This window comes from Neisseria sp. HMSC068C04, from assembly GCF_001810105.1.
GTDB lineage: Bacteria > Pseudomonadota > Gammaproteobacteria > Burkholderiales > Neisseriaceae > Neisseria > Neisseria flavescens_B.
Genome location: NZ_KV799925.1, coordinates 15,478 through 29,332 on the forward strand (window position 1 = coordinate 15,478; position 13,855 = coordinate 29,332).

Annotated in this window: 13 protein-coding genes; 9 read left to right on the forward strand and 4 right to left on the reverse strand. The window is 47.9% G+C overall.

Annotation, left to right across the window (positions count from 1 at the left end; genetic code table 11):
* Positions 1-63: 63 nt before the first annotated feature.
* From HMPREF2700_RS03810 to HMPREF2700_RS03820, 3 genes are all read right to left on the reverse strand, one after another.
* Positions 64-993, reverse strand: coding sequence for a CobW family GTP-binding protein (locus HMPREF2700_RS03810; RefSeq protein ID WP_070590274.1), 930 nt, complete (start codon positions 991-993; stop codon positions 64-66).
* A complete protein-coding gene (locus tag HMPREF2700_RS03815) occupies positions 981-1,454 on the reverse strand; it encodes a Fur family transcriptional regulator (RefSeq protein ID WP_003746077.1) in 474 nt (157 codons plus the stop codon). The genes HMPREF2700_RS03810 and HMPREF2700_RS03815 overlap by 13 nt, the downstream gene beginning before the upstream one ends.
* A 113-nt stretch (positions 1,455-1,567) precedes the next feature.
* Positions 1,568-2,392, reverse strand: a complete 825-nt coding sequence (locus tag HMPREF2700_RS03820) for an SDR family oxidoreductase (RefSeq protein ID WP_070590277.1) — start codon at positions 2,390-2,392, stop codon at positions 1,568-1,570.
* Between the two features lie 132 nt (positions 2,393-2,524).
* On the opposite strand from HMPREF2700_RS03820, the gene HMPREF2700_RS03825 reads away from it, so the two are divergent.
* Positions 2,525-2,986 carry a c-type cytochrome gene (locus HMPREF2700_RS03825; RefSeq protein WP_070590279.1) on the forward strand — a complete coding sequence of 154 codons (462 nt, stop codon included), beginning with the start codon at positions 2,525-2,527 and terminating at the stop codon, positions 2,984-2,986.
* Between the two features lie 386 nt (positions 2,987-3,372).
* Positions 3,373-6,135: a TonB-dependent receptor domain-containing protein gene (locus HMPREF2700_RS03830; RefSeq protein WP_070590282.1), complete on the forward strand. Its 2,763-nt coding sequence runs from the start codon at positions 3,373-3,375 to the stop codon at positions 6,133-6,135.
* Between the two features lie 149 nt (positions 6,136-6,284).
* Here HMPREF2700_RS03830 and HMPREF2700_RS03835 read toward each other — a convergent pair whose 3' ends face one another.
* Complete coding sequence (locus HMPREF2700_RS03835; RefSeq protein ID WP_070590284.1) at positions 6,285-7,481, reverse strand: acetate kinase; 1,197 nt, start codon at positions 7,479-7,481, stop codon at positions 6,285-6,287.
* Positions 7,482-7,715: 234 nt separating this feature from the next.
* Between HMPREF2700_RS03835 and HMPREF2700_RS03840 the strand changes: the two genes are divergently transcribed.
* From HMPREF2700_RS03840 to HMPREF2700_RS03870, 7 genes are all read left to right on the forward strand, one after another.
* Entirely contained in the window at positions 7,716-8,021 is a 306-nt protein-coding gene (locus HMPREF2700_RS03840) for an HLGFF motif protein (RefSeq protein ID WP_070590287.1), read from the forward strand.
* Positions 8,021-8,209, forward strand: a complete 189-nt coding sequence (gene ccoS, locus HMPREF2700_RS03845) for a cbb3-type cytochrome oxidase assembly protein CcoS (RefSeq protein ID WP_003681462.1) — start codon at positions 8,021-8,023, stop codon at positions 8,207-8,209. The genes HMPREF2700_RS03840 and ccoS overlap by 1 nt, the downstream gene beginning before the upstream one ends.
* Complete coding sequence (locus HMPREF2700_RS03850) at positions 8,206-9,522, forward strand: MFS transporter (RefSeq protein ID WP_070590290.1); 1,317 nt, start codon at positions 8,206-8,208, stop codon at positions 9,520-9,522. The genes ccoS and HMPREF2700_RS03850 overlap by 4 nt, the downstream gene beginning before the upstream one ends.
* A 321-nt stretch (positions 9,523-9,843) precedes the next feature.
* Positions 9,844-10,824 carry a DNA polymerase III subunit delta' gene (locus HMPREF2700_RS03855; protein ID WP_070590293.1) on the forward strand — a complete coding sequence of 327 codons (981 nt, stop codon included), beginning with the start codon at positions 9,844-9,846 and terminating at the stop codon, positions 10,822-10,824.
* Positions 10,825-10,834: 10 nt separating this feature from the next.
* Entirely contained in the window at positions 10,835-11,188 is a 354-nt protein-coding gene (locus tag HMPREF2700_RS03860; RefSeq protein WP_003682949.1) for a PilZ domain-containing protein, read from the forward strand.
* 4 nt (positions 11,189-11,192) lie between these two features.
* Positions 11,193-11,978, forward strand: coding sequence for a TatD family hydrolase (locus HMPREF2700_RS03865; protein WP_070590296.1), 786 nt, complete (start codon positions 11,193-11,195; stop codon positions 11,976-11,978).
* A gap of 322 nt (positions 11,979-12,300) precedes the next feature.
* Positions 12,301-13,854 (forward strand): fatty acid--CoA ligase, encoded by a 1,554-nt coding sequence (locus HMPREF2700_RS03870; protein WP_070590299.1) that lies wholly within the window; start codon positions 12,301-12,303, stop codon positions 13,852-13,854.
* Position 13,855 lies beyond the last annotated feature (1 nt).

Consider the following 13,855-nt stretch of genomic DNA (forward strand, 5'->3'; position numbering starts at 1 on the left):
TGTCTGAAACCGCTGACTTCAGACGGCATATAGTAACGGATTAATAAGCGTTTGGCCGATGATTTACTTCTCCAACGCCTCCTGCAATTGCTTCTCAATCAAATCCGCATCAAACGATTTGGCAATCAATTCAAAGCGGGAATCACGGCGCCATGAAACTTGGTTTGCGCCCCATTGACCGTCCACCCAGTTGAGCCACACCCATGTACCGAGTACTTGAAACACGCCTTTGGCGCGCACGAGGCCGTCTGTAAATTTAGGCAGGTCGTTGAAGAAATCGGTCAGCTTTTCGCCGTCGAAATCACGCCCGGCAGGGAAAGTGAAGCCTTGAGACTGGAAGCCCATGGTGTTGTCCGGCAAGGCTTTGAGGCGGTAGCGCGATTTTTCGACAACGGGAATATCAAGCCATTGGATGTCGAGTTGCGCATTTTGAACTTCAACCACTTTGGCTTTAGGCGGAAACAGCTTAGCCGCTTTATCGTGAAACTCGGCCAGCTGCTCGGGCGTACACAAGTCTGTTTTGCTGGCGACCAATACGTCGCAAATACCGATTTGGTCTTTGTACAATGCTTGTTGCGCATAATCGGGATTAATGAATTGGCGCGGATCGACGACGGTAAAAACGGCACCGATTTCCAACATGCTGTCGAGCGGTTTGGCTTTCAGTTCGTCGATCACGCTGGCGGCGTGCGCCAGGCCGCTGGCTTCAATCATCAAGCGGTCGGGTTGGGCATCGCGCAGCATTTTTTGTACGGTCGTACCCATTTGCGCGCCGGCAGTACAGCACAAACAGCCGCCGGCAATTTCTGCCACGGGAATACCGTTGTCGCTCAAGACGGCGCCGTCAATGCCGATTTCGCCAAATTCGTTGACGATAATGACCCATTTTTCATTCGGGTCTTTTTGCGCCATCAGACTTTTGAGGGCGGTGGTTTTGCCTGTTCCGAGAAAGCCTGAAATCAAATGGACTTTGGTCTTTTTTACTTCTGACATTTTTTACAAATTCCTGTTAAAACAACATGTTCTTCTTTTAATGAGAAACCGGTTTCGGCCACGCCTGCACGCAAGGCCGCCCATTCTTGGCTTAAGGTCTGCTCATCCGCCGTACCGCATTCGGTGCAAACCAAAATAAACGCGCTGTGGTGCGCCTCTGTTTCTTCGTGGTCGTGGCAATGGTCGTTGCACTCGTGCTGCGCGTGGCTGCACAAAATATAGCCGTTGACCGCTGCCACTTTGTGCAAAACGCCCTGTTCCGCCCAAAAATCAAGGGCGCGGTAGGCCGTCGGCGGCGCAACCACGCCCTCGCTTTGCTGCTGCATCTGCGACAGAACGTTGTAGGCTTTAATCACGCCGCTTTGTTTCAAAACAATATCAAGCACTTGCTCGCGCAATGCAGTTACCTGCACGCCATCGCGCTGCGCTTGTTCTAAGATTTTTTGTTTGATTGCGTTCATAACTGAAACAGCCTTTCAGACGGCCTTGTTAATAAAAAATTACATTATAGCGTGTTTACTCAATTTCAGATAACAAAGAGGCCGTCTGAAATGTTCAGACGGCCTGATGCCGATTATTTAAACCAAGATTTAATTTTTCCAAACAAAGACATACTTTGTTTTTCAAACGTTTCTTGTTTCACCGGAGCAGGCGCGTCACGGTAAACTTTCATGCCTGCAAAGGTCTGGGCAACCGGCATGATTTCGATAGAATTGACGTTCATCCGCGCCGGACGCTGATAGAGCCATAAAGCGGTATCGGCAATATCTTGCGGCTGGATAAACTCGACATTCTCATAAACCTCGGCCGCACGCTGGTCGTCGCCTTTGAAACGGACATTGGAAAACTCGGTATCGCCGCACAAACCCGGTTCGATATTGGTAATGCGGATATTTTTATCTGCCAATTCGGCGCGCAGGTTCATACTGAATTGGCGCACAAAAGCCTTAGTTGCACCATAGACATTACTGCCGGAATAAGCATAACTGCCGGCAATCGAACCCAAATTGATAATGTAGCCTTGTTTGCGCGCAACCATTTGCGGCAAAATCTGGCGGGTCAGAAAAGTCAGGCCGATGATATTGGTTTGAATCATGGTTTCCCAATCGCCAAAATCGGCTTTATCGGCTGTATCCAGACCTAAAGCCAAACCGGCGTTGTTGATCAGGCAATCGATTTCGGACAAATGCTCGGGCAGGCTGTTCAAAGCGTTTTGAATTGACTCCGTACGCGAAACATCCATTTCCAACGGGTAAAACTGCTCGCCCAATTCCTCTGCCAACTGCTGCAATTTGTCTTCGCGCCTTGCCGCGCCGATGACATGATAGCCTGCCGCAACAAAGGTGCGACACATTGCCGCGCCGAATCCTGCCGATGCCCCGGTAATCAAAATTGCCATATCGTTTCCTTTCTATACTCGTTTCAGACTTGGGTTTAAGGTATGATAACGCCTTATCAGACGGCCTGAGTGTTTGGCCGGCTGATTTTAAATTTAACGATAATCATATCATCACAATAGGACACACTCCATATGAAAACCCGTTTTCTCCCTGTTGCTTTGGCAGCAGTGGCGCTTACCCTTTCCGCCTGCGGCGGCAGCGGCGCGCCTTCCCAGCCTAAAGGCCCGATTTCCGAAGACCGTACGGCCGCGTTCAAATCCATGATGCCTGAGTTTACCCGCATGGGCAAAATGGTCAAAGACGAAGAGCCTTACGACGTTGAAAAATTCAAACAAGCTGCAGCCACTTTTGCCGAAAACAGCAAAAAACCGTTTACCCTGTTTGAATCCGACCCTCAAGGCAACGGCCGCGCCCTGCCTGCCATCTGGACAGACACAGCAAAATTCAAAGCCGAAGAAGAAAAATTCGTCGCTGCGGTTGAGAAACTCAACGCCGCCGCCCAAACCGGCAAACTGGAAGAAATCAAAGCCGCTTACGGCGAAACCGGTGCAACCTGTAAATCCTGCCACGACACATTCCGCGGTCCGGAATAAGGCTTAAAACAATAAAGGCCGTCTGAAATATCATTTTCAGACGGCCTTTTCTTCAACTGACTTCAAATCTTTCTATATTAACTTTATATTTTGCATTTCATGTTTTTTTACCGGTTTCATTTGAAACCGACGGCTCAATTCACATATCGCAATCAAATTTTCTTCTTCCAGTTGTTTAAATTCAATTAAATCTCCCTTCTTCTCGATCAACCAAATTCAAATTCAGACCTGCTTTATCTTTTCAGCTAGATGAATCATATGCGGGGGGATTATCTCCTGAAACAAGTATCTGCTTTATTTTTTAATAAATAGAAACCATTATCAAAATATTTGTAAAGTTTAATAATATGTTATAAAGTAGCGACTTCGTTTCTGAGGTAACTATCATGAATCCGAATTTCAAATTAAATCTACTAACATTATCTTTACTGGCTATAACAAGTATCGCACACGCAGAAGACGAGGTTTCAACTCAAGAGCTTGATGAAATTCAAGTCAAAGGCAAACACATTGCCAAAGAGAAAAAAGTTTTTACCGAAGGCCAAGCCAAAAGTTCGCGTGAACGCATTTATCAATCCAGCGAAAACATCGATACCATCGTTCGGAGCATGCCCGGCGTTTTTACCCAACAAGACAAGGGATCGGGAGTATTGGCGGTCAATATCCGTGGCGATAGCGGTTTGGGACGTGTCAATACGATGGTTGACGGCGTAACCCAAACCTTCTATTCCACTTCCGCCGATGCCGGGCGCAGCGGCAGCTCTTCGCAATTCGGTACGGCACTGGATCCCAATTTTATTGCCGGTGTGGATGTAACCAAAGGCAGTTTCTCGGGTGCCAACGGCATCAATACCTTATCCGGTACAGCCAATTTCCGTACTTTACGGGTAGATGATGTGGTACACGGAAACAATACCTTCGGCCTCTTGACCAAAGGATTGACCGGCACAAACAGCACCAAAAGCAACTTTATGGCAACCGGAGCGGTACAAAAATGGTTTGACAGCGGCGCGCGCCTTGGAGCGTTATATGGTTACAGCCACCGTAATGTCGAGCAAAACTATAAAGTGGGCGGCGGCGGTCAGCGTATCGGCAATTTTGGCGAAGAATATTTGGACCGTAAAAAACAAGAATATTTTGAAAGCAACTTATTGAAATTCGACCACGAACAAAATCTCTGGGTTCGTGACTTTTCCAAGCGCAATGCAGTCGGTAAAAGCTATTGGGATTACCCTTTCGCCAAAAAATATAACGATCCTGAAGTTTTACAAAGAGATTATGTTGATGACTTGGAAAGAAGCTGGAAAGAGAATTTGGCACCGCAATGGGACCTGACTCCAATCGACCCGACCAGCCTGCAACAACGCTCAAACAGCCATTTGGTCAAAGTGGAATACGAAAACGACAACAACAAGCTGGATCTTCAGCTTCGTACCATGAACAACCGTATCGGCAGCCGCAAAGTAGAAAACCGCAACTACCAAGCTAATTACAATTTAAACATTGGCGATTATGTCGATTTAAACGTGTTGGCCGCCCATAATCTGGGCAAACAAAAATATCCGAAAAACTCACGTTTTTCAGGATGGGGGCTGTTGGATTATTTGGAAACCAAAAACACAGCCAATCTTTTGGATATCAACAACCGCTTCTCTTTCAAACTTCCCAACAAAACAGATTTAAAAGCCACCGTCGGTTTCAATTTCTTTAAAAACCAATACAGTAAAAACCGCTTTCCGGAAGAGCTGAGCCTGTTTTACGACGGCCCCGATCAAGATGCCGGCCTGTACAGCTTTTTAGGCCGCTTCAAAGGCGACAAAGGAATATTTCCCCAAAAATCAACGATATTGCAACCTTCAGGCCAGCAAAAATTCAATACCTTCTATTTTGATACTTCCTTGAAAAAAGGCATTTATCAATTGAATTACAGCGCCAATATGGTCAACTACCGCTACAAAGGCGAATATACCGACTACTTCAATACCCAAGAAGACTTTAAAAAAGCATTTGGAGAAGATTCTGAAATTTATAAACAGCATTGCACGCCAAGCTGCGACCTTTACGAACCGGTGTATACCAAATCCGGTAAAAAGCATGCGGTAAACCATTCGGTAGCATTAAACATCAATGTCAACGACTACTTTATGCCGTTTATCAGCTATTCGCGTACGCATAGAATGCCGAATATTCAAGAAATGTATTTTTCACAAATCGGCGACTCAGGCGTCAATACCGCCCTTAAGCCGGAACAGGCCAATACTTACCAAATAGGCTTCAATACCTTCAAAAAAGGGATTTTCAAGCCGGACGATGTATTGGGTTTCAAACTGGTAGCCTATCGCAGCAGGATAAACAACTACATCCACAATGTTTATGGCAAATGGTGGGATTTGGATAAAGCACCCAGCTGGGTAACCAGTACTGGCCTGCAATACTCTATCCAGCATCGAAACTACGCCAAACCTGTTCATAAAAATGGTTTGGAAGTGGAAATGAACTATGATTTCGGCCGCTTTTTTACCACCCTGTCTTACGCATATCAAAAAACCAACCAGCCGACCAATTATAGCGATGCCAGCGAATCGCCCCGTAATTCTTCTAAAGAAGACCAAATCAAACAAGGTTACGGCTTAAGCAAAATTTCCCGCCTGCCCCGAGATTACGGGCGGTTTGAATTAGGGTCCCGATGGTTGGGCAACAAATTGACCATCGGCGGCATTATGCGCTATTACGGCAAAAGTACACGGGCGACGACTGAGGAGGAATTTGTTGACGGTACAACCGGTGCCAATACCTACTCTTCACATCAAATGGGCAGAAGGGTGATCAAAAAAACAGAAAGCATCAACAGACAACCGATGATTTTTGATTTCTATGCCAATTATGAACCGAAGAAAAACCTTATCCTTCGTTTCGACATTCAAAATGCGTTCAATAAACGCTATGTCGATCCTTTGGATGCCGCAAATGATGCCGCAACCCAGCGTTATTTCAGCGTATTTGAAAGAAAAGGCGGTTTAGATGATGAGGAAGTCGAATGCGATGCCAACGGTTTATGCAATGGCAAATATGGCGGTACGACACGCTCTGTCTTGAACAACTACGCACGAGGCAGGACTTTGCTGTTTACCATCAGTTATAAGTTCTAAACCTATCTATCAGCATTCTTAATATTGAACTGATTAAAAAGCCGGTAAACGCAATGTTTGCCGGCTTTTTTCAATATATTCTCAAAATTCTCTTTATCTATACACAACAAAAAACCTGCCCTTGCGGGCAGATTTTTAATAATGACGGATTACAGGCCGCTCAGACGGGCGGTATCGTGTGCAATCATCAATTCTTCGTTGGTAGGAATCACAACGGCAACAGCTTTGCTGTCGGCAGTGGTAATTACACCGGCATTGCCGAAGCGGGCTTTCAGGTTGGCTTCTTGGTCGATGTGAAGACCGAGGAAGCCCAAGTAGCCGAGTACGCGCTCGCGGATGATATCGGAGTTTTCGCCGATACCACCGGTGAATACCAATGCGTCCAAACCGCCGGCTGCTACTGCCATGCTGCCGATGTATTTAGCCAAGCGGTAGATGAAGATTTCCAGAGCCAGTTTGGCACCTGCGTGGCCGTTGGCAGCTTCTTCTTCAATGGTACGGCAGTCATTAGACAAACCTGAAATACCGAGCAGACCTGATTTTTTGTTCAGCATGTCGGTGATTTGGGAAATGGTCATGTTGGCATTTTCAGCCAAGAAGCTGAACACTGCAGGATCGATGTCGCCGCTGCGGGTACCCATTACCAAACCTTCCAGCGGGGTTAGGCCCATGCTGGTATCGCGTGATTCGCCATTGGCGACGGCGGTAATAGATGCGCCGTTACCCAAGTGGGCAATCACCATGCGCAGGTCTTTTTTGTCTTTGCCGAGGAAGCGTGCAGTTTCGTCAGAAACGAAGCGGTAGCTGGTACCGTGCGCACCGTAGCGGCGCAAGCCGTATTTTTCATACAATTCATGTGGAACAGCATATTTGTAAGCGTGTTCAGGCATGGTTTGATGGAATGCGGTATCGAATACGACAACGTTCGGCAGGCCTTTGAAGATGCTTTGTGCAGCGCGCAGGCCCAAAAGGTGGGCCGGGTTGTGTAAAGGAGCAAGTGGAATACATTTTTCGATACCAGCGATAACATCGTCGGTAACCAAAATGGATTCACTGTACAATTCGCCGCCGCTTACCACGCGGTGGCCGATCGCACCGATGCGGCTGTCGAGGCCGTGGGCTTTGAGTTCTTCCATCAGGGCTTCAACTGCGCCGGTGTGGTCGGGCTTGGCAGACAGGTCGACTTTGTGTTTTTCGCCGTTGAATTTGAAGGTGATGTAGGCATCGGGCAGGTTGAGTTTTTCGGCAAGGCAGCTCAGCAATACTTCGCCGCTGTCGTTATCCAATACGGCACCTTTGAGAGAAGAGCTGCCGCAGTTCAAAACCAAGATTAATTTTTGTGTCATTTTATGCTCCTTGAGGTTTCAGACGGCATTTTTGTCGGAACCTTACTGCTGCTCCGGCTATGTTGCACCCCTTGTGGGACGTAGTGGGTAGCGGTCTGAACAGATTAACAAAGTAAACGCCGTATTCTAACAAAAAATGTAATCGGCTGCTTGACTTAATATTTGATGTAAAATGGACGGAATTTTATTTTAGGCCGTCTGAAAAAATGACGGCGGTTTTGAAGATTTCCCGATATGCATTATTTCAGTATCCACACTCAAGACGGCGAACACGCCGGATTTTTTATTATGTTGGCAGACGATGAATCGCAAAATCCGCCGCAAAGCGGACGCTTCGCAATCAAGCTGCAAAGCGAAGACGTAGCCGAAGCGGCGGTATTGTCTCCTTTTGAGCAAACCGATATCCCGCAATACTGGCGCGTGGTTAAAGACCGTATCGAATTGTTTTTTGACGATAAAAATATCGGTGCGTTGCGCAACGAGTATCTGACCATCAGCGGTAAAACCTTTATCCTGACCGATTTGACCGGAGCGATGTAATGGAAAGTATGTTTATCCTTGTCCCCATCAGCATTATTTTGGCCTTTATCATCGGCTGGTTTTTCTGGTGGTCGGGTAAAAACGGACAGTTTGACGACCTTGAAGGCCCTGCGCACCGCATTTTGATGGACGACGACTCCACTGAAAAACTGATCGAAAAAGACGAAGATAAAGAATCCAAACAATGAGCCTTAAAAAAGATAATCTGAATTTCCACACGACCCGCCGTTTTGCGCCGCTCTTTGGGACGCAGTTTTTGGGCGCGTTTAACGATAATATGTTCAAAACCGCATTATTCGTGATGATCAGTTTTTACGGTTTGGGCAAAAACGACTTGCTGCCGCCCAGCCAAATGCTGAACTTGGGCGCAATGCTGTTTATCCTGCCCTACTTCCTGTTTTCCGCGCTCTCTGGGCAGCTGAGCAACAAATTCGATAAAGCTGTTTTGGCACGTTGGATCAAGCTGTTGGAAATCATCATCATGGCAGTGGCGGCGTATGGCTTCTACATCCAATCCGCACCTTTGCTTTTAATCTGCCTGTTTTGCATGGGCACGCAATCGACCTTGTTCGGCCCGCTGAAATACGCGATTTTGCCCGATTATCTTAACGACAAAGAGCTGATTATGGGCAACAGCCTGATTGAATCGGGTACGTTTATCGCCATCTTGCTCGGTCAAATTTTAGGTACGGCAGTCGCAGGCATTCCGCCGTATATTGTTGGCGGTTTGGTGTTATTGGTAGCCGTCGGCGGCACGATGACCAGCCTGTTTATGCCGTCTGTACCCGCTAAAATGCCGGACACAAAAATCGAATGGAACATCATCAAAGGCACGAATTCACTAATTCGTGAAGCGACGGCCGATCGTCCCGTATTCACTTCTATCATCGGTATTTCATGGTTTTGGTTTATCGGCTCGGTTTATACCACCCAACTGCCGACGTTCACGCAAATCCATTTGGGCGGCAACGATAATGTGTTCAACCTGATGTTGGCGCTGTTCTCCATAGGTATCGCCATCGGCTCGGTGTTATGCGCCAAACTCAGCCACGAGCGCCTGATTTTGGGCTTGGTTACCATCGGCACATTGGGTCTGACTGTCTGTGGATTATTGCTGGTGTGGCTGACCCAAGGCCAACGCTTTACTGAATTAAACGGCATCATCTGGTTTTTATCGCAAGCCCAAGCGTATCCGATTATGCTCGTGATGTCGGCCATCGGCTTTTTCGGCGGCTTCTTCTCTGTACCGCTCTACACTTGGCTGCAAACCGCCAGCAGCGAAACCTTCCGCGCCCACGCCGTCGCAGCCAACAACATCATCAACGGCGTGTTTATGGTGTCGGCCGCCATTTTGAGCGCGGTTTTGCTGATCTTGTTCGACAGCATTACGCTGCTGTATTTGATTGTTGCCGTGGGTAATCTTCCGTTGATTGTTTACCTCATCAAACGGGAACCGAAATTTATCGGGGATTTGACCGCTTTGTTGAAAATCAGCAAATAAGGCCGTCTGAAATGTATCCCCACCATGCACATTTTCACTGTTCAATCGCGTGGACAGCTTGTGCATAAATCAGATTACTGTCTGATTTAAAATTAAAAAACACATCTGCCTAAATTTTAAGCACAACTTTACCGCCAAACAAAATGCACATTTTCCCCAAACAAGCGTGTGCAAAGTCTGTGAATAAGTAAGCTTAATGATTGATATTTCAAAGCAAAAATATATTTGATTAATTTTTAGGCAGTTTATTAAAGGCCGTCTGAAACCTTTTCAGACGGCCTGAGAGTATAATAACCACCTACCTTATAGTTCCCAAACGATATGATTTATCCATGGCATGAAACCCAATGGCAACAGCTCGCCGCCCATTGGCAAAACCGTCCCAACGCCTGGCTGTTTACCGGCAAAGAAAACACCGGCAAAACCGAGTTTGCCCGCTTTGTCGCGCAGGCATTGCTGTGCGAATCGCCCAAGTCCGGCCATGAACCCTGCGGCGAGTGTGCTTCGTGCCATTTGTTCAGCCAAAACACGCATCCCGACTTTTACGAACTCACGCCGGAAATTCCCGAAGGCGAGGCAACAGGACGCAAACTCCTGCAAATCAAAATCGATGCTGTGCGCGATATTGTGGAAAACATTTACCTGACCGCTGTCCGCGGCGGCCTGCGCGTAGTATTGGTGCATCCGGCTGAAAGCATGAATACACAGGCGGCAAACGGTTTGTTGAAAGCTCTGGAAGAGCCGCCGCAACACGTCGTTTTCCTGCTCGTTACCCATGCGCGCGACAAACTCCTACCTACCATCAAAAGCCGTTGCCGCCAGATGGTGCTGCCCTCGCCTACCCATGAGCAGGCTGCGGCATACCTGCGCCAACAGGGCGTAGAAAATGCCGAAGCCTTATTAGCATTCCACAGCGGCGCGCCTTTATTCACGCCGACTCCCGAATTGGACGCATTACGCGAAGAGTTGCTGACGCTGCTGGCTGCCCCGCGCCTGTTGGCCATACTCGACTACGCCGCCGCGTTCGACAAACAAAAACAACCACTGGCCATTTTCATCGACTGGCTGCAAAAGTGGCTGATGGATGTCGGCTTGGCACAACAAAGCATGGCGCCTCTTTATTATCCGCACCATGCCCAAGCCCTGCTTCAGACGGCCTCTAAAACCGATTCACGCAAGCTGTTTGCCCTATTGGGCCGTCTGAACGCGCTCAACCCTTACGGATACCATACCTTGAGTGTTAAAATGCAACTTGAGTATCTGCTTATCGAATATTTAGATTTTTGGCAAAACAAACCCTAACAGGTAATAAATGATGAATAAAAAAGACATTCCGGCGAAGATGTTGGCTTTGCAACTCAAAGACCCCAATTTGTTGTACAACTGCTATATGCCGTTTTTAGAACACGGCGGCCTGTTCGTACCGACCGATGACGTATTCTCCCTAGGCGAAGACATCCTCTTGGCCGTAGAAATCGCCGACTATCCCAAACGCTTCCTGCCAACCAAAGTCGTTTGGATCAATCCGGCGCGCACTTCAGCCCACCGCCCCAAAGGCGTGGGCCTTGCATTCTCCGAACACGAAAGCTGCCTGCAGGCAAAGAACCTGATCGAAGCCGAGCTTGGCCCGCGCCTGCGCAGCGACCGCACTACTTTTACCCTGTAATACCATGTATTTAATCGATTCACATTGCCATCTCAACTTTGACGGCTTAAAAGACCGCCTGCCCGAAGTCTTTGCCAATATGGAAGCGCAAAGCGTAAAGCAGGCGCTTGCCATCAGCGTCAGTAAACAAAGTTTTGCCGAAGTCTTCGACATTGCTCAGGCAAACGACCACATCTACTGCACCATCGGCATACATCCCGACAGCCAAGAAGCGGAAGAATTTACCATTGCCGAAATGGTAGAGGCGGCCAAACATCCGAAAATCGTCGGTATCGGCGAAACCGGTTTGGACTATTACTGGTGCAAAGGCGATTTGTCATGGCAACATCAACGCTTTGCCGACCATATCCAAGCTGCCAACGAAAGCGGCCTGCCCGTTATCGTCCACACGCGCGATGCGGCCGAAGATACCTTGCGGATTTTGAAAGAGTGCCACACCAACTCCGGCGTGATTCACTGCTTCTCTGAAGACATTGCCTTTGCCAAAGCCGCTTTGGATTTGGGCATGTATATCTCCTTCTCCGGCATTGTAACGTTTAAAAACGCGCCGCTGATACAGGAAGCCGCCAAATACGTCCCAGCCGATAGAATCTTGGTAGAAACCGATGCACCTTTCCTCGCACCGGTTCCCAAACGCGGCAAACAAAACGAGCCTTCCTACGTCCGCTATACAGCCGAGTTCTTAGCCAATCTGCGCGGCGAGAGCTTGGAAACATTGGCACAAAACACCAGCGACAATTTCTATCGCCTGTTTAACAAAGTACCCGATGGCCGTCTGAACAATGGCTAGGTCTCAAAGTCTCTAAACATTGGCTCTGCCAATCCGTCATCAGGATTCTGCCTCAAACTCAACGGTAAACTCAAAATGGCTTGAGACAGAAACGCAATCGGCTTGCGCTATCCTCCGAACGGCCAGACTTTTGAAGAATGGGAATTTTCTCATCAACACAATAAATAAGTTTAAATTCAAAATATTGCTTTCCTAAGCCCAGCAAAGCTCAAGGCCGTCTGAAAGTATTTTCAGACGGCCTCTTGCTTATTTTACCGATAGGATGTAAAACCTATCCTTCGAAATAAACGGTTCATCGAAACCGTACATCAATCGACACAATATGGACACAAACTCCGAAATGCACACCCACCCTAATTTTTACGCTATGCTGACTGCAGCCTGCCAAAAAAACGGTAAAGGCACAGTCATTTTCAACGACAAAGAAAAAATCAGCTATTCCTCCCTCAAACGCGAAGTAGAAACCGTCGCCGCCTATCTGCAACACCAAGGCGTACAATATGGCGACAGGGTCGCCCTTGTCGTTTCCAACTCTCCCGAATTTATTGCCGCCTATTTCGCCATTACTTCCATCGGTGCGGTAGCCGTCCCACTCAATGTCTTTTTGAAAAGCGAAGAATTTTCCTACATCCTTAATGACTGCGGCGCACGCTTTATGTTCGCCTCTGCGCCGTTGGCCAAAGAACTCAAAAACATCAAAGCCAAAACCAAAGTCAATAAAATCATCTGGATTGGCGAAACCAAAGCCGCCAGTGGCGATGACAGCTATTTCGATGCCGCGCGTACATTCCCCGGCAAGCCGAATCTAAGCCGTCAGCCGTCTGCCAACGATTTGGCGCACATTATCTACACCTCTGGCACAACCGGCCATCCCAAAGGCGCATTAATCAGTTATAGCAATCTATTTTCCAACCTTTCGGGCATCGAACAAATTTTCCAAATTTCGCAAAAAGACCGCTTCGTCGTCTTCTTGCCCATGTTCCACAGCTTTACGCTGACTGCCATGGTTTTGCTGCCGATATATCAAGCCTGCTCGATTATTTTGGTCAAATCCGTCTTCCCGTTCTCCAACGTGTTGAAACAGGTTTTGCTCAAACGCGCTACCATTTTCCTCGGCGTACCGGCTATTTACACCGCCATGAGCAAAGCCAAAATCCCTTGGTATTTCAGATGGTTCAACCGCGTTCGTCTGTTTATCAGCGGCGGCGCACCTTTGGCCGAACAAACCATTGACGACTTCAAAGCCAAATTCCCACGCGCCAAGCTGCTGGAAGGCTACGGCTTGAGCGAATGCTCGCCCGTTGTGGCCGTCAATACGCCTGAGCGCCAAAAAACCGCCAGCGTCGGCGTCGCCCTGCCAGGCTTAACCGTGAAAGCCGTCGATGACGAATTGATCGAAGTGCCGCGCGGCGAAGTAGGCGAACTCATCATCAAAGGCGGCTCAGTAATGCAAGGCTACCTCAATATGCCTGACGCCACAGATGAAACCATTGTCAACGGTTGGCTGAAAACCGGCGACTTCGTCACCATAGACGAAGACGGCTTTATCTTCATCGTCGACCGTAAAAAAGACCTAATTATCTCCAAAGGCCAAAACGTCTATCCGCGCGAAATCGAAGAAGCCATTTACAAACTCGATGCCGTGGAAGCCGCCGCCGTAATCGGCGTGAAAGACCAATACGCCGATGAAGAAATCATTGCCTTTATCCAACTCAAAGAAGGCATGAAACTGGAAGAAGCCGAAGTCCGCAACCACCTGCGCAGCCTGTTGGCAAACTTTAAAATCCCTAAACAAGTCATCTTCCAAGACGAGCTGCCACGCAATGCCACCGGCAAAGTGTTAAAACGCAAACTCAAAGAACAGTTTCAAGACTAAA

Bases quoted from the DNA above. Each gene is read 5' to 3' on its own strand.
- HMPREF2700_RS03810 (WP_070590274.1), bottom strand. From the start codon at position 993: ATGTCAGAAGTAAAAAAGACCAAAGTCCATTTGATTTCAGGCTTTCTC.
- HMPREF2700_RS03815 (WP_003746077.1), bottom strand. From the start codon at position 1,454: ATGAACGCAATCAAACAAAAAATCTTAGAACAAGCGCAGCGCGATGGC.
- HMPREF2700_RS03820 (WP_070590277.1), bottom strand. From the start codon at position 2,392: ATGGCAATTTTGATTACCGGGGCATCGGCAGGATTCGGCGCGGCAATG.
- HMPREF2700_RS03825 (WP_070590279.1), top strand. From the start codon at position 2,525: ATGAAAACCCGTTTTCTCCCTGTTGCTTTGGCAGCAGTGGCGCTTACC.
- HMPREF2700_RS03830 (WP_070590282.1), top strand. From the start codon at position 3,373: ATGAATCCGAATTTCAAATTAAATCTACTAACATTATCTTTACTGGCT.
- HMPREF2700_RS03835 (WP_070590284.1), bottom strand. From the start codon at position 7,481: ATGACACAAAAATTAATCTTGGTTTTGAACTGCGGCAGCTCTTCTCTC.
- HMPREF2700_RS03840 (WP_070590287.1), top strand. From the start codon at position 7,716: ATGCATTATTTCAGTATCCACACTCAAGACGGCGAACACGCCGGATTT.
- ccoS (WP_003681462.1), top strand. From the start codon at position 8,021: ATGGAAAGTATGTTTATCCTTGTCCCCATCAGCATTATTTTGGCCTTT.
- HMPREF2700_RS03850 (WP_070590290.1), top strand. From the start codon at position 8,206: ATGAGCCTTAAAAAAGATAATCTGAATTTCCACACGACCCGCCGTTTT.
- HMPREF2700_RS03855 (WP_070590293.1), top strand. From the start codon at position 9,844: ATGATTTATCCATGGCATGAAACCCAATGGCAACAGCTCGCCGCCCAT.
- HMPREF2700_RS03860 (WP_003682949.1), top strand. From the start codon at position 10,835: ATGATGAATAAAAAAGACATTCCGGCGAAGATGTTGGCTTTGCAACTC.
- HMPREF2700_RS03865 (WP_070590296.1), top strand. From the start codon at position 11,193: ATGTATTTAATCGATTCACATTGCCATCTCAACTTTGACGGCTTAAAA.
- HMPREF2700_RS03870 (WP_070590299.1), top strand. From the start codon at position 12,301: ATGGACACAAACTCCGAAATGCACACCCACCCTAATTTTTACGCTATG.